The organism is Thioclava sp. SK-1, from assembly GCF_001705665.1.
Lineage (GTDB): Bacteria > Pseudomonadota > Alphaproteobacteria > Rhodobacterales > Rhodobacteraceae > Thioclava.
In genome coordinates, this window is record NZ_MDHA01000026.1 from 1 (window position 1) to 20,916 (window position 20,916).

General features: G+C 56.5%; 23 protein-coding genes and 1 pseudogene. 6 read left to right on the forward strand and 18 right to left on the reverse strand.

Going from position 1 to position 20,916, the window contains the following annotated elements:
- Window positions 1–232, forward strand: a 232-nt coding sequence (locus tag BFP70_RS04180) for an integrase core domain-containing protein (protein ID WP_141693094.1), incomplete at its 5' end; no start/stop codon positions are given.
- A 43-nt stretch (window positions 233–275) separates the two neighbouring features.
- Window positions 276–399: pseudogene (locus BFP70_RS20610) on the forward strand (IS3 family transposase); the annotation flags it as partial.
- A 41-nt stretch (window positions 400–440) separates the two neighbouring features.
- Here BFP70_RS20610 and BFP70_RS04185 read toward each other — a convergent pair.
- The 6 genes from BFP70_RS04185 to BFP70_RS04215 all read right to left on the reverse strand — a co-directional run bounded on the left by BFP70_RS04185 (window position 441) and on the right by BFP70_RS04215 (window position 7,262).
- On the reverse strand, window positions 441–1,463 hold the full coding sequence (locus tag BFP70_RS04185; RefSeq protein WP_066010123.1) for a LacI family DNA-binding transcriptional regulator: 1,023 nt from the start codon (window positions 1,461–1,463) through the stop codon (window positions 441–443).
- A 215-nt stretch (window positions 1,464–1,678) separates the two neighbouring features.
- Window positions 1,679–2,971 carry a cytochrome c gene (locus tag BFP70_RS04190; protein WP_066010124.1) on the reverse strand — a complete coding sequence of 431 codons (1,293 nt, stop codon included), beginning with the start codon at window positions 2,969–2,971 and terminating at the stop codon, window positions 1,679–1,681.
- Between the two features lie 3 nt (window positions 2,972–2,974).
- Window positions 2,975–4,747 (reverse strand): GMC family oxidoreductase, encoded by a 1,773-nt coding sequence (locus BFP70_RS04195; protein ID WP_066010125.1) that lies wholly within the window; start codon window positions 4,745–4,747, stop codon window positions 2,975–2,977.
- A gap of 20 nt (window positions 4,748–4,767) precedes the next feature.
- Window positions 4,768–5,499: a gluconate 2-dehydrogenase subunit 3 family protein gene (locus tag BFP70_RS04200; RefSeq protein ID WP_066010126.1), complete on the reverse strand. Its 732-nt coding sequence runs from the start codon at window positions 5,497–5,499 to the stop codon at window positions 4,768–4,770.
- 363 nt (window positions 5,500–5,862) lie between these two features.
- On the reverse strand, window positions 5,863–6,243 hold the full coding sequence (locus tag BFP70_RS04210; RefSeq protein ID WP_066010128.1) for a VOC family protein: 381 nt from the start codon (window positions 6,241–6,243) through the stop codon (window positions 5,863–5,865).
- Between the two features lie 92 nt (window positions 6,244–6,335).
- Window positions 6,336–7,262 carry a DMT family transporter gene (locus tag BFP70_RS04215; protein ID WP_066010129.1) on the reverse strand — a complete coding sequence of 309 codons (927 nt, stop codon included), beginning with the start codon at window positions 7,260–7,262 and terminating at the stop codon, window positions 6,336–6,338.
- Window positions 7,263–7,359: 97 nt separating this feature from the next.
- Here BFP70_RS04215 and BFP70_RS04220 point away from each other — a divergent pair, with 97 nt between their 5' ends.
- Window positions 7,360–8,130, forward strand: a complete 771-nt coding sequence (locus BFP70_RS04220) for a helix-turn-helix transcriptional regulator (RefSeq protein ID WP_066010130.1) — start codon at window positions 7,360–7,362, stop codon at window positions 8,128–8,130.
- 339 nt (window positions 8,131–8,469) lie between these two features.
- Here BFP70_RS04220 and BFP70_RS04225 read toward each other — a convergent pair whose 3' ends face one another.
- Window positions 8,470–9,333: a LysR substrate-binding domain-containing protein gene (locus BFP70_RS04225; protein ID WP_066010131.1), complete on the reverse strand. Its 864-nt coding sequence runs from the start codon at window positions 9,331–9,333 to the stop codon at window positions 8,470–8,472.
- Between the two features lie 121 nt (window positions 9,334–9,454).
- Here BFP70_RS04225 and BFP70_RS04230 point away from each other — a divergent pair, with 121 nt between their 5' ends.
- Window positions 9,455–10,519: a nitronate monooxygenase family protein gene (locus tag BFP70_RS04230; RefSeq protein ID WP_066010132.1), complete on the forward strand. Its 1,065-nt coding sequence runs from the start codon at window positions 9,455–9,457 to the stop codon at window positions 10,517–10,519.
- 126 nt (window positions 10,520–10,645) lie between these two features.
- On the opposite strand, the gene BFP70_RS21200 is transcribed toward BFP70_RS04230, so the two are convergent.
- Genes BFP70_RS21200 through BFP70_RS04245 form a run of 3 tightly spaced genes read right to left on the reverse strand, consistent with a single transcriptional unit; the run spans window position 10,646 to window position 11,439 of the window.
- Window positions 10,646–10,939 (reverse strand): PhzF family phenazine biosynthesis protein, encoded by a 294-nt coding sequence (locus BFP70_RS21200; protein WP_066010133.1) that lies wholly within the window; start codon window positions 10,937–10,939, stop codon window positions 10,646–10,648.
- Entirely contained in the window at window positions 10,936–11,193 is a 258-nt protein-coding gene (locus BFP70_RS21205; RefSeq protein WP_066010134.1) for a PhzF family phenazine biosynthesis protein, read from the reverse strand. Before BFP70_RS21205 ends, BFP70_RS21200 begins: the two co-directional genes overlap by 4 nt.
- Window positions 11,194–11,208: 15 nt before the next feature.
- The gene (locus tag BFP70_RS04245) at window positions 11,209–11,439 is read right to left on the reverse strand and encodes a hypothetical protein (protein WP_066010135.1); all 231 of its coding nucleotides are present in this window, start codon (window positions 11,437–11,439) and stop codon (window positions 11,209–11,211) included.
- Window positions 11,440–11,672: 233 nt separating this feature from the next.
- On the opposite strand from BFP70_RS04245, the gene BFP70_RS04250 reads away from it, so the two are divergent.
- The gene (locus BFP70_RS04250; protein WP_066010136.1) at window positions 11,673–12,290 is read left to right on the forward strand and encodes a nicotinate-nucleotide adenylyltransferase; all 618 of its coding nucleotides are present in this window, start codon (window positions 11,673–11,675) and stop codon (window positions 12,288–12,290) included.
- A gap of 69 nt (window positions 12,291–12,359) precedes the next feature.
- Here the strand turns inward: BFP70_RS04250 and BFP70_RS04255 are convergent, their stop codons facing one another.
- From BFP70_RS04255 to BFP70_RS04290, 8 genes are all read right to left on the reverse strand, one after another.
- The gene (locus BFP70_RS04255; protein WP_066010137.1) at window positions 12,360–12,845 is read right to left on the reverse strand and encodes a DUF6869 domain-containing protein; all 486 of its coding nucleotides are present in this window, start codon (window positions 12,843–12,845) and stop codon (window positions 12,360–12,362) included.
- A complete protein-coding gene (locus BFP70_RS04260; RefSeq protein WP_066010138.1) occupies window positions 12,842–14,437 on the reverse strand; it encodes a peptide chain release factor 3 in 1,596 nt (531 codons plus the stop codon). The genes BFP70_RS04255 and BFP70_RS04260 overlap by 4 nt, the downstream gene beginning before the upstream one ends.
- Window positions 14,438–14,705: 268 nt before the next feature.
- Window positions 14,706–15,407 carry a 7-carboxy-7-deazaguanine synthase QueE gene (gene queE / locus BFP70_RS04265; protein WP_066010139.1) on the reverse strand — a complete coding sequence of 234 codons (702 nt, stop codon included), beginning with the start codon at window positions 15,405–15,407 and terminating at the stop codon, window positions 14,706–14,708.
- Entirely contained in the window at window positions 15,404–15,766 is a 363-nt protein-coding gene (locus BFP70_RS04270) for a 6-pyruvoyl tetrahydropterin synthase family protein (protein WP_066010140.1), read from the reverse strand. The genes queE and BFP70_RS04270 overlap by 4 nt, the downstream gene beginning before the upstream one ends.
- Complete coding sequence (gene queC / locus BFP70_RS04275; protein WP_066010141.1) at window positions 15,766–16,467, reverse strand: 7-cyano-7-deazaguanine synthase QueC; 702 nt, start codon at window positions 16,465–16,467, stop codon at window positions 15,766–15,768. Before queC ends, BFP70_RS04270 begins: the two co-directional genes overlap by 1 nt.
- Before the next feature lie 121 nt (window positions 16,468–16,588).
- Window positions 16,589–17,350: a potassium channel family protein gene (locus BFP70_RS04280; protein ID WP_066010142.1), complete on the reverse strand. Its 762-nt coding sequence runs from the start codon at window positions 17,348–17,350 to the stop codon at window positions 16,589–16,591.
- 110 nt (window positions 17,351–17,460) lie between these two features.
- The gene (locus tag BFP70_RS04285) at window positions 17,461–18,114 is read right to left on the reverse strand and encodes a hypothetical protein (RefSeq protein ID WP_141693095.1); all 654 of its coding nucleotides are present in this window, start codon (window positions 18,112–18,114) and stop codon (window positions 17,461–17,463) included.
- Between the two features lie 103 nt (window positions 18,115–18,217).
- Window positions 18,218–18,709 (reverse strand): hypothetical protein, encoded by a 492-nt coding sequence (locus BFP70_RS04290; RefSeq protein ID WP_066010144.1) that lies wholly within the window; start codon window positions 18,707–18,709, stop codon window positions 18,218–18,220.
- 499 nt (window positions 18,710–19,208) lie between these two features.
- On the opposite strand from BFP70_RS04290, the gene ettA reads away from it, so the two are divergent.
- Complete coding sequence (gene ettA, locus BFP70_RS04295) at window positions 19,209–20,864, forward strand: energy-dependent translational throttle protein EttA (RefSeq protein ID WP_066010145.1); 1,656 nt, start codon at window positions 19,209–19,211, stop codon at window positions 20,862–20,864.
- The last annotated feature ends 52 nt before the right edge of the window (window positions 20,865–20,916 follow it).

Below are 20,916 nucleotides of genomic sequence, written 5' to 3' on the forward strand. Positions count from 1 at the left end.
GGGAGACTCCTATGACAACGCCCTCGCGGAGACGATAAACGGTCTCTACAAAACCGAACTGGTCCATCGCCAGGGTCCATGGCGCAACATGCAGTATCTGGAAATGGCGACGCTCGGCTGGGTCGATTGGTTTAATCACCGGCGCTTGCTCGGCCCTATCGGAAACATACCGCCAGCAGAGGCTGAACAGAACTTCTATACACAGCGCGACGTGCTCGATATGGTCGCGTGAAATGAAGCTATAGGTCTCCGGTAAACCCGCGGCGATTCAGTGTCAAACGCGCCGAGACATCGAGGGCGAAGTGTTCGAATACGTCAACGCTCTCTCACAACCCACGCCGGCGGCATTCATCGTTGAATGGGAAATCACCCGTGGCATTCGAAAAGCTCGCCGCCTAAAATGAGTAACACTCCGGAACGGAAAAGGTGCAAGTCTAGTGTTACACAGTCTCGCTGATCCGAATTTCGACGGGCACAATATGGTCTTTGCGCCCGATGCGGCGCCCTGACAGAATGAAATCTTCCATCGCAGTCACAGTTTGCTCTACGACCGCTGTCAGCGGATGGCTGATTACGGCATCCACTGTGCCAGCTGCCAGGGCGATATCGATATATGGGCTTGCCTCGGTCCCGATGATTTTGGGCGGCATTGGCACCTTTTGTGTCGCGCGGACCACGCCTTCCAATCCGCCGCCCGCCACAACTATCCCTGCGATGAGATCTTGGTCAAGCACGCTGCGCACAATGTCTTCGGCGCGCGCGTCCTCTTCTTGTGTGTAGACGACCGGACCGACATCCAGCGAACAAGATGTGGTTGCGACATAGGACTGAAACCCGGACACATAGGCTTGGTGCGCATTGTAAGACCGCGATCCCGACAGCAACAAAACGCGCCCGCCCGCAGGAAGCAATGCAGATATGATCCACCCGGTGCCCCGCCCCATTTTAATCGGGTCTGCCCCGATGAATGCAAGACATTCAGGAGCACACACATCAGTCAGCATTGCGACAACGCCACAGCCCTTTGCGGAGATATCTTTCAGGGCGTCGTGCACGGCAGGCGTATCGAATACAACCGCCGCGATCACGTCACACTGCGCGGCAAGCTGATACAGCCGGTCAATCATCATCCGCTCATCGAGACGATCAAGGTGAACCACCATCGGCGTGCCTCGCACCCGTGCGGCATTACGCACCCGCTCTGACAGGCGATCTGCAAATTCGCGATACAGCGTGCGTGGGGCAGGGTTCAACAAAAAGCCAAAGGTGCAGGCCGGTGCTTGCTCTGACAGGCGGTCACGGATGACCGGTGTGCCGTAAAAGCCGATGCGCTGTGCCGTTTCCAGCACATGCCGCAGCGTTGATGGCTTTACGGTCGTGCGGCGGTTCAAAATCCGATCAACGGTCGACAGTGACACCCCGGCCATATCCGCGACATCTTGCATCGTGGGTCGTTTGGACATCCGAACCAGCCTTTTTCGCTTTGCTTGCGCCACCGGGGCCTGCGTCACTGGGGCCTGCGCTACTTGGGCGGCCTGTCTCACCGGGGTTTACGCCACCGGGGGCCGTCATTTCAGGCGCCTTTATTACAGGGGCGCGCAAAGATTACCCGCGCCCCTGTGGTCTTGCAATCAGATCAGTCGCTTTAAGTTACTGGCCTGACATCACGCCGTCATGCTCACTCTCCAGCGGTGATCTTATTACGCGCATCCAAAGAGCTGCGCATCTGCGTCACCAAAGCCGGATCCACAGGCCGGGCCGCATTGCCCCAACTGTTCCGGATGTAATCCAGAACATCGGCAATTTGGGCATCATCCATTTTCCACGCGAAGGACGGCATGCCACCGCCCGTAGGAGCGGCCTGAGTATGGGCTGCGCGCGCGCCCAATAACATCACACGCGCCAAATTGGTCGCATCATCGGACAACACGGCATGATTGTCTGCAAAGGCCGGAACCAGCAGCCCCATACCCTCGCCTGAAACACCGTGACAGGCGGCGCAATTGACCTCATAGGCCAGGGCACCACGCGTGGCCGTCAGATCCATCGGGGCAGGGGTTGTGACACCGGAACCAGGCACTGACTTCATGTATTGAGCCATGGCCGTCAGATCATCAGGGCGCAAATATTGCAAGGAATGCTCTACCGCGTCGGCCATCGGGCCTGATGCCATCGCATGCCCGTCCGTGCCTGTGCCAAGATAGGCGGCAATGTCATCAACACTGACCTGTCCCAGACCCTGATGCGGATTAGAGGTGATTTCTGGCGCATACCACCCGTCCACACGCGCCCCTTGAAGATAGTTGTCCGAGATTTCGGCCCCCAGCGCATTGCGCGGCGTATGACAGGAGGAACAATGCCCGCCCGCATCCACCAGATACCGCCCGCGATCGGCCCCGCCGGCATCGCCCTTAAAACCGCTGTTATCGAAGAACAGCATGTTCCATCCCAGCATGGCAATGCGTTGGTTATAGGGGAACCCCATGCCTGCGTTCTCGTCGATCGCATTAGACACCGGGTCCAGCGTCGACATATAGGCCCACAGATCATGCATGTCCTGATCGGTCAGTTTGGCATAGGCCGTGTAGGGCATTGCCGGGTATAGCATCCCTTTGGAGCCTTGACCCTGACGCACCGCATCAAAGAAATCGCGCTCTGTCATCGCACCAATGCCCGTGTCCCGGTCAGGCGTGATGTTCGAAGACACCAGCGTCCCGAATGGCGTGCCAATTTCATAGCCGCCTGCAAAATCGCCCTGTCCTTGGGTGTGGCAGGCCGCGCAATCTGCACTGCGCATGACATATTCGCCCCGGGCAATCGCATCTGTATCGTCAGAGACAAAATCCGCCAAGGCGATCTGATCATCAGCGCCCGCATTGCGCGACGTATCCACGGTCGTCCAGACCCAGCCGCCGACAGCAACAGCTGCCACGACCACCACACCGCCAGCAATCCATTTCCAATTTGCCATACGTTATGCCTCCACCAGCGGGCCGGGGTTCGGCACATATTTTTCAACGATTGCCTGCGCGGCACGAATGGCCAGCGCCCCCACCGTCCCCGTGGGGTTGTAGCCCGAATTCATCGGAAACACGGAGGCAGAGCAGACGAAAAGATTATGGCAATCCCAGCTTTGCAGCCAAGGGTTCACCACGGATGTGCGCGAGTCGGCCCCCATTGGCGTGCCGCCAATCACATGGTCAGAGGCGATAACGGCCGTGGTAAAGGGCTTATCGGCAAAATTGAACGGCGTGATATGCTGCGCACCCATTTCCTGCGCAATCTCAACCGCGCGATCCATGGTGAATTTCGCCATGTTCCGATCCGATTGCGAATAATCATAGGTCACACGCAAAAGCGGCTGCCCAAATTTATCCGTATAAGTCGGGTCCAGATCCAGATACCCCTGTTTGATGGGCATCGACGATCCCTGGTTAAAGATCGTGGTATAGGTCTGGTAGTGATCCTTATAGGCCTGCTTAAACCCTGCACCCCAGCGCGGTGTGCCCTCCGGCAATTTCCCTGCCTTGGAAATTGGCAAACCGTCACGCGCCAGTGTCAGCATCCCAGCGCCGTGCAAGAAATCCAGGTCCGAGTGATCAAAATTATCGGCGTTATAATCGTCGATCTGGCTGCCCAGACCGCCCGCACCAATAAACGGGTTCATCTGTTCGCCTTCAATCCACATATCCACGCCAGACACCGTCTGGAAGGTGAAGTTGCGGCCAACACTGCCTTCTTGCGTGCGCGGGTCATAGGGCTGACCGATCTCGGACAAAAGCAGCAACCGCGTGCTGTCCACCTGAAACGCCGTGACGCAGACAATATCTGCCTCTTGCACATGTTCTTGGCCTTGCGCATCGACATAGGTCACACCGGTGACGGTTTCCCCATCTTCGGCCTTATTGACGCGGATGACACAGCTTTCTGTCAGCAGACGGAAGTTCTTGCGCCGCATAAGCACCGGGAAAATACAGGCTTGCGGTGAGGATTTGGAATAATTCCCACAGCCAAAGCCCAGGCAGAACCCGCAATACGAACAGGCACCCATGCTGACGCCCAGCGGGTTGACATAGGGCTGGCTTAGGTTCGCCACCGGGATGGTGAACGGGTGATAGCCCATGCGGGTCGTAGCGTCGTTAAACACTTCCATTGACCGTAGTGTCTTGAGGGCAGGGGTGGGATACTCGCGGCTGCGCGGCCCTTCAAACGGGTTGCCGCCTGCGTTGATCTTGCCCTGAATATTTCCCGCCTTACCAGAGATACCCGCAATCCGTTCAAATCGATCATAAAACGGTTCCAGCTCGTCATAGGTAATGCCCCAGTCTTGCAGCTGCAGCTCTCCGTCATCGGCACGCTCGATGCCATAGCGCTCAATCGTGCGCGAGCGGATTTCAAAATCATAAGGATCAAAACGCCAGGCCATCCCGGCCCAATGGAAACCGGCGCCGCCGACGCCTCCACCCAGCTCAAAGATACCGAAATCACGCTGTGGCACGGCCACCTGATCGGTGGTGTTACGGAATGTCAGCGTATTGTCCTTGGGTGGAGAGAACAACTCTTTGCGGATCGCCCACCGCAATTCGTCAGGGTCCACAGCTGGGGGTGTATGGGTCGAGGTGTCCATCCACGGGCCGCGATCAATCGCGACGACGTTTAAACCTGCGCGGGTGAGTTCTTCGGCCATGAGCGATCCTGCCCAGCCGAGGCCGACGATGACCACGTCTGCTTTTTGATTGGTTGCCATTTGAGCTGCCTGTCTTGAATTCAGTCGCGGGGGATAAGGCTGACTGGTTCAAGGTCTAATGCCTCGCCCAGCCGGTCGGTATAAAGCCGGAAGTCATATCGTGCGCCGGGAAAGCCGATCAGCTTCCATCCCGCCATGTCACGATTGCCGCCGTAGATTGGATCCGAAAAATAACCTTCGCGGACGTTTTGCAACATCAGCTCAAAAAAGGCTTTGGTATTGACCGCATCGTCCAATTGAACAGAGCCATCTTCCATACCGCGCAAAATCTCGTCCTGTCGATTGGGTTGCAGGTCTGCAAAGCTAGCGCCGTCACGAGCCTGCGCATAAGCCTCCAGCGCGCGCAACCCAGTCGCATAGCGTTCACGCGGCGTTGCGATAAACTGCGGGGTTTGCATCAGATCATCTTCATTGGCGCGTTTGGGGCCTTCGCGGTATAGCGACGCGCCTGCGCCAAACCGATCGGCAAGCTGCGCATCAAGGAAATCCACGCATCCTGCTTCGGTCGCTGATGGACCAAGCTCATCCCCCGGGATCAGCCGATCGAACACTGCCGAAATGGTGCGTTCGGCGGTGTCATCGGTCAGCACCTGCCGGGCGCCGCCTGCAATAGCCGGGCGCGGCAGCATATCTTTAGCCACAGTCATATCCGTGGGATAGCCGGTCATTTCGGTGGCGCTTGCCCTGGTGGTGGCTGCGGCACCGACCGCAGCCAGTGCACTGAGGGATTTCAGAGCCTCTCGTCTGTTCATTCGGTTTCCCTTACGCTGGCTTCAGCGGGCGAATGAAAAACATGCGTCGTCCAGATGCCGCGCAGATCGTTTGCGGGCATAAACAGACACCTGAAATCACGGGCCGGCCGAAGTCTGATTTGTCACGGTGGCAACACGTCAATATCAATGTGTCAGCCATGTTTCTGTGGCTTATGCCCCTGATCTGGTGTGGACAATACATCACCAGCGGTTTTGACAAGCGATGCGTCAAAACCCTTCAAAATGACATATTCCCGCAATTCATATGCCTATGACACAACCGGTCACACAACCCGTGGCCATTTGCCGCGCGCTGCCCGATCTGCTGATGCAAACCATCCCCGGTCGCGCGGCACGCTTGCGTCAGGAAACCCGTTCAGACAGCTCCACAAGGTTCAGATCCGGGTCACGCAGATAAATTGATCGCAAGCGCCCGGTCGCGCCGCTGCGCAAGACCGGACCGTCAACGATCTGCGCCCCGTTTTTGCGCAATGTTGCCAGCGCATCCTCCAGCGGCACCTCTAACAAGAAACACAGGTCCAGCGCGCCTGGAACCGGCAAATGTGCCTTAGGTTCATACTCTTGACCTTTCACATGGATGTTGATCTTTTGATCTCCAAAGCGCAGTGCCTTGCGCCCCTCTCCAAATCGTTCCAGACGCATGCCAAGAAGATCAACATAGAATGCGATACAGGCGGCCTCATCGACCGTGGTCAAAACAAGATGATCAAGACTGCGGATCATTGGAGCGTCCTTTTCAAGCAGCTCATAATACATACCAGCGCCGGGCCTGCATCAAACCACACCTAGATTTGGCTGGGCACGGGGCGCGCCGCCTATGCCGGGCGTCGCGCAAGGGCGCGGCGGGCGAACAGATCTTGGGCCTGCACGACCAACATTCCAAGCAAAACCAGTGCCCCGCCCAGCAAAAACCCTGACGTTAGGCGTTCGCCCAGCAGCAGCGCCCCCGCCAAGACGCCAAACACCGGCGTCATGAAACTAAGTACACCAAGGCGCGAGGATGGGTAGATCTGTAGCAACCGGAACCAAACTAAAAAACTGAGCGTGCATACCAGCAGCGTCTGCGCGCTAAGGTTGGCAATATCGACCGGCCCAGGTGTCATCGCAACGCGCCCGGTCACAATACTAAAGCCCAGTGCCAAAAGCCCGGCCACGAACAGCTGACAGGTCAGAGTTTGCGCAGGCGGCGCATTGGCCAGACGCGTGGTGCGGATCACCACGGTCGTCAGCCCCCAACCCAGCCCAGCGCCAAGGCCAAGCAGATCCCCCACCACCATGGACGGTGCCATTGGATCTGCTCCGCGCAGCTCTGGCACCAGAAAGATCACCGCCACGCCCGAAAATGTGATGGCCACACCCAGCCATTGTAGCAGCGACAGCCGCTCCTCGGGCTGAATGATATGCAACCCTATGGCGGCAAATATCGGCGCAGTATAAAGGAACACCGCCATATGCGAGGCCGTGGTCCATCGCAGCCCTTCGGCAACTAGAACATATTCCGCGCCAAACAGCGTGCCTGCCAGCAGTCCCGGCCCGATGAACACGCCACGCAGCCAGCGTTCGTGAAAAATCAGACGGCTCAGCGTGACGACCAATGCTGCCGCAATGATTGAGCGCAGGCCGATTTGCATCATCGGATCAATCGCCGGGGCAGCCAATTTTATCGCGCTTTGTTGCAGCCCCCAGGTGGTGCACAGCACAATCATCAGCCCGAAGGCGGTCAGGTCAATCGGTCGTTTCATATCACAGCCATATGTCAGGGTCTGACTGTCACTTAGCTGTGGCGTGATATATGCATATAGCGACGATCTGCCAAATCATTCCAGAATCACGCCAATCATGACACCGCTCTATCTGCGTCAACCCCCACACCATGTGACCCTGCCTGCGCCTGTCTGGTTCCGGGTAGAAGACATGCCTGATAATGCCACCTATCCCGCGCTGCGCCACCCTTGGGGGGAGTTTGTCTATTGCTATCGTGGCGTGACCGAATTGCGCAGCGGGGGGCAGGTTTTTCTTGCCCCGCCACATATGGCGTTTTGGATCCCGGCGGACGTTGATCAGATTGGCTATAACCGCCGCGCGACCACGCATATATCGATTTACATCGACCCATCATTATGCGGTGGCATGCCGCAAGGCGCGACCTCGCTCAGCGTAACGCCTTTGCTGCGTGCGATGCTTGACCGGTTGGCAGGCGCACAGTTCGATGCAACGCCCCGGCAAGCCCGGCTGCTGCGGGTCATGGTGGATGAAATGGCGGGCTGCACACTTGCCCAAAGCTTTTTGCCCGACAGTGATCATCCCGCGCTGCGACGCCTTCTTTCATCACTGCATGACACGCCGTGGAATCGGCAAGGCGCAGGTATTTTGGCGCGCCGTTTCGGCCTAAGCGAGCGAACGCTGGCGCGGCTGTGTCAGCGCGATCTGGGCATGTCTTTGACCGAGTGGCGCAATCGGCTGCGCGTGGTGCGTGCCATTGCCATGTTACAAGACGGGCAGAGGGTAGAGACCATCGCCCTTGACCTGGGCTATGCCACCGCTTCGGCCTTTATCGCAATGTTCAAAGGCATCACAGGTGACAGCCCCGCACGCTATGCTGGTCGCTAAAACGGGTAGGTCGACCGTCGAGCGGATGGGCCAACACTACAAGAAATGTCGGCATCATGGTGACCAGCGCCAGGCACAACCAAATATCATGGATCACCCGTCACAGCAGCAGCGGCGTCTTTGCCGGTCTTTTGACTACAGACGTCCCTCTGCTCTGGTGTTCAGAATTTCGTTTGGGATCAGGGTAATGATGTCTTTATCCCGTGCTGTCTTATCTGTGATAAAGATATGGTTGGAGCAAACCGCCTATCCCACAGTCCAACCAACACAGTCAGGAACATGGACGACATGATACAACGGCGCAGGTGCTGATATTGCATCGTAATCCCAGGTTTTACCTTACAGATTTTTGGTCTGGGCGAGGTAGGTCCGAAAGGCATCAAATGCCGCCGTATCGAAGCCTTTGCGGCAGGCCAGATAGGTCACGACCGGAGCCAAAGGCACCTGTCGAACCGTGCCATGCTGCGCCATCAACGCGGCCACACTGCGCGGCATAACACTGATACAGGCCCCGGCCACTGTGCAACCATACATCGCATGATAAGAGGGGACCTCTTGCACCCGTATTGTCGCCCCGGCGTCCGCCAACATCCATTCCTCGGCCAAGGCGCGGTAACTGCAACCGGGCGCAAAGGCTGCAAGCCGATGCAGCCGCAGATCGGCAGGTCCACGCACGTCAGGGTGATCCGCGGGCAGCAATAGCATTAGATCCTCGTGGAACATCTCGATCAGTTCAAAGTCCTGTGCCATGTCGTCATTGGGCAATATCGCCACAAGGGCGCAATCAATCTGTTGTGCGTGCAAAGACCGTAGCAAATCGCCGGTTGGCCCCGATGTCAGATGCAGATCTACATCCGGCCAATCGCGGGCAAATTCCGACAGCGGCGTGGTCAGTCGCGCGGCAATTGTGCTGTCCATTGATCCCACGCGTAACGTGCCGCTGGGATGGGCCGGGTTCAACCGTTGCCGCGCCTCATCCGCAAGGTTCAAAATCCGCTCCGCATAGCCCATGAACAGCCGCCCATCATCAGATAAGATCATGCGTTTGCGTTCTCGATGGAACAGCGCCACCCCCAAGTGCTCTTCCAATTGTTGGATACGGGTGGTGACATTGGACGGCGCACGTCCAAGCAATTGCGCGGCCCGGGTCACACCCTGTTGCGCGGCAACTGTACGAAAGATGACAAGCGTCGCAAGATCCATGCAGCGATCCTTTTCGTAATTGAACACGCAGACATGTTACTTGATAAAGAACAGTATGGTAATATGGTTCTTAAAAATAGAACAACGAAAACGTGGCCTCCGCCCCCTGAAAGGCGTTTATATGTTGGAAAAACTTGGTATTTCGCTTCCGATCTTGCAGGCGCCGATGGCCGGTGTGTCAACACCAAGGCTGGCCGCCGCCGTGTCAAACGCGGGCGGATTGGGTGCAATCGGTATTGGTGCAACAGATGTGGCAGGCGCAGCCGACATGATCGCACAGACGCGCGCTGCCACGGACCGCCCGTTCAATGTGAACGTCTTTACCCATGCAACCCCGCGTCAGGACACGGTCGTTGAGCAGGAGTGGCTGAATAAAATGCGCCCGCTTTTTGCACAGTTCGGAGCCAAGCCGCCGCCACAATTACGTGCAATCTATCCCAGCTTCAACGACACGCCTGCGCTGTTGGCGCTGCTGCTTCAGATGCGCCCGGCGGTGGTCAGCTTTCACTTCGGGCTTCCCGATCCCAAAGCCATTTCGGCGCTGCATGATGCGGGTATTACATTATTGGCTACGGCCACGACGCTTGAGGAAGCGCGCCGCATTCAGGCAGCCGGGCTTGACGGTATCGTCGCCCAAGGGATCGGGGCAGGCGGCCATCGCGGCACATTCGACGATACCACCTTTGATCCGCAGCTAAGCACATTTGCGCTTTTACAGGTCTTGGCCAAACATATTGACCTGCCGATTATCGCCGCAGGTGGGATCATGAACGGGGCCGGGATCGCAGCGGCGCTGACCCTTGGGGCGGTGGCAGCCCAGCTTGGCACAGCCTTTATCGATTGTCCGGAATCCAATGCCGACGCCGCCTACCGGCAGGCGCTGCGCGGCCCAGGGGCCTATGCCACGCGCCTTACATCGGTTATTTCCGGGCGACCGGCGCGAACCCTGAAAAGCCGGTTTTCACAAGCCGCCTACAATTGTCTGACCGGCACCCCACCTGCTTATCCGTTGGCCTATGACGCGGGAAAAGCGCTGCATAGTGCCGCCAAATCCAAAGGCGAGCATGGATTTGGTACACATTGGGCAGGGCAGGGGGCGCCACTTGCCCGACAGCTTTGTGCAGCCGAACTGATGGCCAGCCTGTCATCAGAGCTGACCCAAGCCCGACTGACCTGCACGCCGTGACACGCGGCCTTACGCCCGCATACGCCCGACCGCCGCAAGTGTGGTTTCCTCAGTGATCTTGTGCTGGCCTGTGGAAATGGCATATCCGCGCGGCTCGGCGCGCCAAACGCTGCCGAGCGCGCATGCTTAGCCTGCCTGAATATGCCCGTGGACCGTTGTGACGGCCTGCCCGCCGATATAGACGCGCGCAGCGTCGATCTTGACAAAGATCTGCCCTGAGCGCCCAACACATTGGCCCTGAGCCGCCGTATATGTCGCGCCCTCGGCAATCTGATCGCGCAGTAGCCGATACACCGCAATCGCGCCGTTTCCACTGCCACAGACCGGATCTTCAGTTGCCCCACTAGACGGCGCGAAAGACCGAACCTCAATCTTCGCGTCGCCATCGTCATGGCGCCCAAATACAGACACCCCGGTCACGCCAAGCGCGCGCTTCCCAATGTGGGGTGGCCGGCGAAAGGGGGCTCACTTCGCGGAGTGAAAATACGCAAGCGGTAATCGGCCTGTGGGTTGGTCGGACGCAAGTGAAACGTGGTTTCGGACAGGTTCGTCCATGCTGCAATGCGCTGCATCTGATCATCGCTCACCCCGTCGGCATTCATCACAACCGCCACGGGGTTTCCCTGAAACGGTGTGGCACAGAACACATCAACAATTTTGAAATCATGGGTCATCTATGGGTGCCTTCTTTACAACGGTCCATGGGGCGTAAGGAAACCTGTGGCGGACATCAGTGGTAATGTCCCAGATCGACGGGCGGGAACACCTGCCGCAATCATGCCGGAGGGCAAACAGCGGGCAACCACCGCACCCGCGCCAACAATCGTATTCTCACCAATTGTGACGCCGCCGGTGATATCCACCCCGGCGCAGACCCAATCCCGGAGGCCGATCTGAACAGGCCGCGCAAGTGCACGCATGGGTAAGCTGATCCTCCAATGACATTGGGTTCTCTGGTATTTGGTGGCCGTGTTCCTGACTGCGACCCTATCAACGCGCAGCAAAGATGCCCAGCCATGCAGGGCTGAAAACGCTGCCAACATCAAGCAGTCACCGACGCAAGCCGACAGATGTGGCAGATCCGTCAGATTGCGCCGCAAGCTGCAGGTTGCATCTTTCCAATGCCTAGCAAAACAAGATAGGGCTTTGCCCCATGAAAACAGGCTTTCCCATTGCGCGGTCAGGCATGACCATTGGTTTGCTGGGCGGATCTTTTGATCCCGCGCATGAAGGGCACGCACATATCACGCGTGAGGCCCTGCGCCGGTTCAATCTGGATCGGGTGTGGTGGCTGCTGACGCCGGGCAACCCGTTAAAGACACATGGGCCTGCGCCGATGGATCAACGGCTGCAAATGGCGCAAGATATCATGCCCGACCCAAGGGTTTCGATCACGGATCTAGAGCGGCATCTTGGCACACGCTATACAGCGCAAACTCTGGCTCGCCTGCGCGCGCTATATCCCGCTGTGCGGTTTGTCTGGCTGATGGGAGCCGATAATCTGGTGCAAATTCATCGCTGGGATGATTGGAAACAGATTTTTGGTCAGGTGCCGATTGGGATTTTGGCACGTCCGGGGTCGCGGATGCGGGCACGCCGCTCGGTGGCCGCACAGATATTTGGCCGCGCACGCATGCCCGCAGCTGAAGCCAGACTTTTGGCCCAAAGCAACGCCCCGGCGTGGTGCTTTGTCGACATGCCGATGTCGGACCTGTCCTCTTCTGCGATACGGGCAGGGGGAGCGTGGCGCGTGGGCAAGCCGCCCGCATAAACGCCACCCCGCCATACCACCCGAATTACACCCGCGTGCCGGCAGCGGCGGCCAACAGGCGCGGCTGCGTTAATCGACGGACACTACGCCGTCAGCCGCGGGCAAGGGGCCGCCTACCGGAATCCCGGATTTCATCGCGGGGCCGCGCAGCTTTGCCAAACGTTCAAACATGTCGATTTCCGCCGCATCATCCGTGTCGTAGAATTCAACACCCGACAAGACATACCGAAACCGCGCCGATGTTTGCGCCAATGCCTCTATCTGGTCGATCATGAACAGGCCATGTGCCTGTATCAAATCTTCCAAAGGGCCGGCCGCAAGGATGACCGCATGGATCGGTGTGGCCAATCGGGGCAACGCGCAGGTAACAAACTCCCACGCCCATCCCGGCACTTCGCCAATCACAAACACACATGACTGTGCCCAATTGGGCTGATCGCCCAGCGGCGCTGCCAGCCAATGCGCCGCAAGATCGTCAATGGTCACAGTCCCTGCAGGGCAATCCGGCTCGTCTTTGAACTTCGTCAAAAGCTCTGGCGGAAGCGGCGTGCTCACTGCAGCATTTCCTTCGTCGCAGACAATGTGACATTGGGGTAATCGCGCACGACACGGTCAATATCCCACTGCAAACGGGTCAGGAATACCGCGTCATCATCATTATCAGTGGCCATATGTTGTTTGTTGGCATTGATCATCTTGTCGCAGGCATCCGCATCGCCCAAAACCCAGCGTGCCGAGGTGAATTGCGACGGTTCAAACCGCACCGGAATACCGTATTCCAATTCGATCCGGCTTGCCAGAACCTCAAATTGCAACGCGCCGACAACCCCAACAATAAAGCCCGAACCGATCATCGGCTTGAACACTTTTGCCGCACCTTCTTCAGCAAATTGCATCAATGCCTTTTCCAGGTGTTTGCCCTTCATCGGATCGGTCGCACGCACGGATTGCAGCAGCTCTGGTGCGAAAGACGGAATACCGGTGATATGCAACGCTTCGCCTTCTGTCAGTGCATCGCCAATTCGCAGCTGGCCATGGTTGGGAATGCCGATGATATCGCCACCCCATGCCTCTTCCGCCAATTCCCGATCAGCGGCAAGAAACAGCACAGGATTGGAAATCGCCATCTGCTTTTTCGACCGCACATGGGTCAATTTCATTCCCCTGTTAAAATGCCCTGACACCAGCCGCACAAAAGCCACACGGTCCCGGTGTTTGGGGTCCATATTGGCCTGAACCTTAAAGACAAAACCCGAGACTTTCTTCTCTTCAGGCAAAATATCGCGTTCGGCTGCTTTTTGAACCTGAGGCTCTGGGCCGTAATTTCCAATCCCATCCATCAGCTCTTTGACACCGAAACTGTTGATGGCTGAGCCAAACCAGATCGGTGTCATGTGACCTTCCAGGAAGGACTGGCGGTCAAAGCTTGGCAACAGCTCGCGCGCCATTTCGATATCTTCGCGCAGCTTAGACAGCAGATCGGCGGGCACATGGTTGGCCAATTCAGGATCATCCAGCCCGCTGATTTTTACCGATTGCGCAACCTTATTGCGGTCCGCGCGATCCATCAGTTCCAACCGGTCATGCAACATATCATAGGCGCCAAGGAAATCACGCCCCACCCCGATGGGCCAGGACGCCGGGCAAACGTCAATTGCAAGGTTTTCTTGAATTTCGTCAATGATTTCAAAAACGTCGCGCGATTCTCGGTCCATCTTGTTACAAAATGTCAGGATCGGCAAATCGCGCAAACGGCAGACTTCAAATAATTTTTGGGTCTGGGATTCAACGCCTTTGGCACCGTCAATCACCATGATGGCCGCGTCAACCGCGGTCAATGTACGATAGGTATCTTCCGAAAAATCCGAGTGGCCGGGCGTATCAACAAGATTATAGCGGAATTTGCCATATTCAAAGGACATCGCCGAGGCAGAGACCGAAATCCCACGGTCCTTTTCCATCTGCATGAAATCAGAGCGGGTGCGCCGCGCCTCACCCTTGGCACGCACCTGACCCGCCATCTGAATGGCGCCACCGAAAAGCAGGAATTTTTCGGTCAGTGTCGTCTTGCCCGCGTCAGGGTGCGAAATGATCGCAAAGGTCCGGCGGCGGGCGATTTCGGGCGGGAGGTCGGGGCGGTTGCTCATGCCCGCGCTCATACCCGAAGGCAGTGATTTGGGCAATGGGGATTGCACCGCTGGGAACCAATCCCAGACCGGATCGCGAAAGGGAACGGTAGGGGATGGGCGGGGGGGAGCGATGCCTGCGCGGGGTGTTGACCCCCTTGGCGACGCGCCCATGCCCTGACGGGCACGGACCGCCGCGTGCCAGCGTTGGACCCAAAGACCGCCGGTGCCCGCAGGGCGCTGGCAGCGCCAGTCAGGGGCTCGATGCCGCTGGCTGGCGCATTTGGGCCTAAACGCCGCGTTTATTTCCCCAGATCATGACATGAAGTTGGGGCAAGATACGCGGCGCAAACCAGCGATCGGCCATCGCCTTGTCGACCAGCCATTCCAGCCGCGCCGATTGCGCCGACAGATCAACGGCAATATTGGGATCCACCTCCAGGTTGCCCGGCTGCAAGAACAGTGGCAACTGAGGGAAGCGTGCATGAGCTTGGCGGGCCCAATGGTAATCTTTCTCATCGAAAATGACGATTTTCATCACCGTTTTCGCTGGCTTGGTGGCCACGCAGGCGGCGAATGCCTCCCAATCCACATGTTCTTGCGATGAGGGCGGTTTGGGCGACAAAACCAACATATCCAGATCTGAAAACCAGTCCTTGGCGATGGATCCTTGGGTTTCACAGGCAAAGCGGTAGCCTTGCGCATGGCCCATCGCGATCATTGGGCCAAAATCTTGGATCGCAGGGTTACCACCCGACAGCGACACGGTCAGCGGCTGCCCACCTGACAGGGCGCGCACTTTCTCCCAGACTTCATCGGTCTCCATTTTTGCCCATGTTGCACGATAGGCGCTGTCGACTGCATGCGGGCTGTCACACCACACACAACGATAATCACATCCCCCCGTGCGCACAAACACCGTAGGCTCACCGATCAACGCCCCTTCGCCCTGGATCGTTGGGCCGAAAATCTCTGCGATCCGCAGGCTCATGGCCGCACCGGGCTATACTGCGCCCACGTCTTGGGCGTTTCCGACACTTTCACCGATGATGTCTCATGCCAACGCGCCTTGCACCAATCAAAGAAATGCTTTGCAAGCGCCTCTGCTGTGGACGGCCCTTCCATCACGTCGTTCAAATGGCGATGGTCAAAATGCGTGTCGATATAGGTTTTTAGCGGTGCAAGCTCATGATAATCTCGGACAAAACCGTCGCGGTTCAAAGCCTCTGCTGTAAGCTCGACAACCACAATGTAATTATGCCCATGCAGACGTGCGCATTGGTGATCCGCCGGCAAGTGACCCAGCTGATGCGAGGCCGAGAAATGGAATTCCTTCGAGATTTTGAACATCACGCCCCCTTCCGATCTGCAATCGCCTGCCGCCAGAAATCAGGATCGTCATAGCGAGTGGGATCAGCCACAGCCGCCAGATCGAAGGCCTCTCGACGTTCCACACATGTGCCGCAACGGCCGCAATGATGCGCGCCGCCCTTGTAACATGACCATGTGTCGGCAAAGGGCATGTTTACCTGCGCCCCAGCAATGACGATATCCGCTTTGGAGCGATGCACAAAAGGCGTCGAAAGCTGCACATCGGCATAGCCGTCCAGCGCCGCTTGCTGCATGGTGTTGAACGCCTGTGTGAATGCGGGACGGCAATCGGGATAAATGAAGTGATCGCCCCCATGCACCGCCGTGGCGACGACGCTGTCGCCCTGCGCCGCAGCAATCCCAAAGGCCACCGTCAGCATGATCGCGTTGCGATTTGGCACCACGGTGATGCGCATGGTATCTTCGGCGTAATGCCCATCTGGCACATCCAGATCATCGGTCAGCGCAGAGCCTGTCAGCGCCGATCCAATGCCGCGCATGTCAATGATGTGATGCGGGACGTTCAAACGCGCCGCACAAGACGCCGCGAAGCTAAGTTCTTTACGGTGGCGTTGGCCGTAATCAAAGCTGACCAACCGGCTTAGATCGCCGGCATCTGCGACGCAATGCGCCAAAGACACCGAGTCCAACCCGCCAGAGCAGATGACAAGTGTTTTCATGTTCAGTCCTTGTTTTAATAACCGGGTAGGCTGCGACCGGCGGGGGCGATGTAGCGATCTAACGCCTGTGTGGCAAGGGCATGATCCCACAACAGCAGATCACGACCCGATGAGACGGTGGCTAAACCACGCCTTCGGTTGCGATATCGATGGTCTCGCCACAATGTTTGCAATGCACTGCATCAGGATCATGCAGTGTCAAACCACAGGTCGTGCATTTTTGCCGTACCTTGGTTGGTCGAAACAACACCTGTGCCAGCCGCAAGAACAACGTCACGCCAAAGATCATGATTGCGACCGACAGCATACGCCCCCAAGTGCCCGCCGGGGTAATATCACCGAACCCGGTTGTCGTCAGTGTTGTCGCGGTAAAATACAGCGCATCGGCATAATTGTTGATTTGATCATTCACATTGACCTGCGTGGCATAAATCAGCCCCGTCATGACGAACAAGAACACCATCAAGTTGACCGAGGCCAAGATCACCTCTTGATGCTTACGAAACACCGGGAAATCTTTGCGCAGCCGATAGGTCAGCTGATAGGTATGCAACAGCCGCAACGTTCGCAAAATCCGCAAAAAACCTAGCCCCTCGCCTGTGATGGGTGCCAGAAATGACGCAATGGCGACCAGATCCGCCAAAGTTCCTGCTTGGGTCCAAAACCGAATTTTTTGCCCCGATATCGCAAACCGCGCCAAGAAATCCGCCACAATTACAATGCCAATGAAAATATCGACCGTTTCAATCCATGCCTGGCGCGAAAAAAACGACGTCACGATCACAAACGCAATTGTCACCAGATCGAACACCAAAAGGGCATAGCGAAAGACATGGGCCCGACGCGTGTTGGATTCGTAAAGCTCGTTCAACACAGTGGACATTTTGCGTTCTTCTTTTTGGGGGCGCCGGGGTCAGACTACAAAGCGCCAAGCAAATATGCAAAAGGGGCGGCCAAAGCCACCCCTTTACTAACCTTATGCGTCAGGTGGGATTAACCACCGTTCACAGTGTTGTCGTTGTCTGTTTTCAACTTATACATCGCGGCCAGCTCGGCGGTTGTGTACATCGTCGGGTCGACATTTAGAATTTTCGCGATCTGCAAATCACCTTCAGTGATCATGCTTGGGTCACGCTTGATCGATTCCTTCGCGATGGCAACATCATTACCATTCGGGTCACGACCTTCTTTGATCAAGAATTCCAACTCTGCAGTGGTGTATTTACCTGGCTCAACGCCCGCCTGTGCGGCCAATTGCGCATCACCTGGCGATACGGTGCCCATGGTCGTTGATTTGACAGCCAATTCGCCTGCGTCATCATCATCGGTGTTGCTTGCGATAATGGTTTGCAATTCGGCAATCGTGTATTGGCCCGGCTCAACACCGGCCTGCGCCGACATCTGGATTTGAGCGGGTGAAAATTCCTGCGCCGAAACCGAAGTTGCAGCAATCAGACCGGTCAATGTAAGAGCAAATGTCTTGGTAAGCATGGTATATATCCTTCGTTCGTTTTCCTGCGATATCAATCGCTTGTATGAATAGACAACACCGCGCCTCACGGATTGGTTCCGCTTTTTCTCAATGATTTTCTGATGGAAGAATTTATGTAGCCATAACGGCGGCTTAGCATGGAAATTAATTTCCATCGATTTATTGAATTTGGCAGTTCGTCATGAAAACAACAGACTGAAAACGTAAAAAGCGACCCACTGGGGGCCGCTTTTGATACCATTTACTGAATAACACTGATCAATCGTCATGTGCGCGTGTATACAGCGCGCTGATTTGAGCCGAGGACAAACCAGCTGGGTCAATGCCCAACCACTGTGCCATCTGCAAATCACCGGCGGTCAAATCCGCAGAGCTGCGTGCCAAACCGTCTTCAACTTCAGCAACTGCGATGGCATTCCCATCGGGATCGCGGTTTTCTTTGACCAGGAACGACAGCTGACCTGCGTTAAATGTGCCAGGCTCGACACCCGCTTGCGCTGCCAACTGGGATTCGCCCGCCGAAAGGGTAGGGGCCGCACCATTTAAAGGTGCCGCGCCTACTTCACCCATGGTGTTGCCGTCTTTGTTACCTTCAATGATAGTGTACAGCTCATTCACGGTGAATTGGCCCGGCGCAACACCAGCCTGAGCGGACAGTTGAACCTGTGCAGCGGAAAAACCTTGGGCAGATGCAGCACCTGCGGTTGCAACAAGACCGGTCAAAACCAGAGCAAGAGTTTTCGAATACATCACATTATCTCCTTCGTTCGTACGGCCAAAGCCGCTTGCAATGTGTTCAGCGCCGCCGACAGGGGGGAGCGAATGGCGCCGATGAATTACATTTGATCCTGTGCGATCAATTTGGGAATTGCCAAAAACTGCCCGTAGACTGTGCATTTTTGCAGTATTGCGCTTAAGTATCGCTTCATAATTTGCAGTTTTTTTAGTCATTTCATAAAGTTACACGTTTAAGGAGAACGCCGATTTTGGCCGAAATTCTGGATTTTTCGTAATGTATCTGAACTGGACAGTTCACAGTGTCGCGACCGAAAATAACGCCACGGTGAACGAAACAGTTTAGCAGCCGGATTCGCGCACAGTTTTGACGCCCTTAGAATGCCATCGCGTAGGGTAAAAATAGAATCATCTGCTTTTCGCCGGGTGTTATGCGCGCAAGACTTTCCCTGCGCGTGCATTTCCGATAAGGCACGTCCAAACGTAAAAATTCATCCCGTGCGCGAGGTTTCCAATGGCGTCCTATCAGTATGTCTACCACATGGATGGTGTCTCGAAGACCTATCCCGGCGGTAAAAAATGTTTTGAGAACATCAAACTCTCATTCCTACCCGGTGTGAAAATCGGTGTTGTCGGCGTGAACGGTGCAGGTAAATCGACCCTGCTAAAGATTATGGCCGGCATGGATAAAGATTTCCAAGGCGAGGCCTGGGCCGCAAAAGGTGCCAAGGTCGGGTATCTGGCGCAGGAGCCGGAGCTGGACGAGACCAAAACCGTGCGTGAAAACGTGATGGAAGGTGTCGCGGAAAAAACGGCCAAGCTGGCGCGCTATAACGAGTTGGCAATGAACTACTCGGACGAGACCGCCGATGAGATGGCCGCGTTGCAAGACCAGATCGACGCGGAAAACCTATGGGATCTGGACAGCCAAGTTGATGTGGCGCTGGAAGCGCTGCGTTGCCCAGATGACAATGCAGATGTCGCAACTTTGTCGGGCGGTGAACGTCGCCGTGTCGCGCTGTGCAAATTGCTGCTTGAAGCGCCTGATATGCTGCTGCTGGACGAACCGACCAACCACTTGGATGCGGAAACCATCGCCTGGCTGCAAAAGCACCTGATCGAATATAAAGGCACGATCTTGTGCGTCACGCACGACCGCTACTTCTTGGATGACATTACATCCTGGATCCTAGAGCTGGAACGTGGCCGCGGTATTCCGTGGGAAGGCAATTATTCCAAATGGCTGGAACAGAAAGCCAAGCGAATGGAGCAAGAGGCCCGCGAAGACAAAGCGAAATCCAAGGTTCTGCAAAAAGAACTGGAATGGATCCGCGCCGGTGCCAAGGCACGTCAGGCGAAATCCAAAGCGCGTATCGCAGCCTATGACAAGCTGGCAGATGAGGGCGTTAAGGACCGCGTCGGCAAGGCGCAGATCGTCATTCCAAACGGCCCCCGTCTGGGTGGTAAAGTGTTTGAAGTCGAAGGCCTGAAAAAGGCAATGGGCGACAAGCTGCTGATTGAAAACCTGTCCTTCTCTTTGCCGCCGGGCGGTATCTTGGGGATCATCGGTCCGAACGGTGCCGGTAAATCCACCCTGATCAAGATGATCGTTGGCAATGAAGCGCCTGATGAGGGTACGATTGTTGTCGGTGACACGGTCAAGCTGGCCTATGTGGACCAGTCGCGCGATGCGCTTGACCCTGCCAAGAACGTCTGGGAAGAGATTTCCGACGGTGCCGAGATGATCGATCTGGGCGATGCACAGGTTGCAAGCCGCGCCTATTGCGGTGCGTTCAACTTTAAAGGTGCGGACCAGCAGAAGAAAGTCGGCCTTCTGTCAGGGGGTGAGCGCAACCGCGTTCACATGGCTAAGCTGTTGAAATCCGGCGGTAACGTTCTTCTGCTCGATGAACCTACCAACGATTTGGACGTGGAAACCCTGCAGGCATTGGAAGCCGCGATCGAAGATTTTGCCGGATCGGCTGTGATCATCTCGCACGACCGTTTCTTCCTTGACCGTCTTTGCACGCATATCCTTGCTTTTGAAGGCGATGCGCATGTTGAATTCTTTGAAGGTAACTTTGAAGATTATGAGGCCGACAAGATCCGTCGCCTTGGCGCCGATGCTGCAGCCCCGAAACGGGTAAAATACAAAAAGTTCACTCGCTAAACGAAATATGTTGCGGCCAGCGTGCCGCCACATCACCCAATGCAAAACTGCC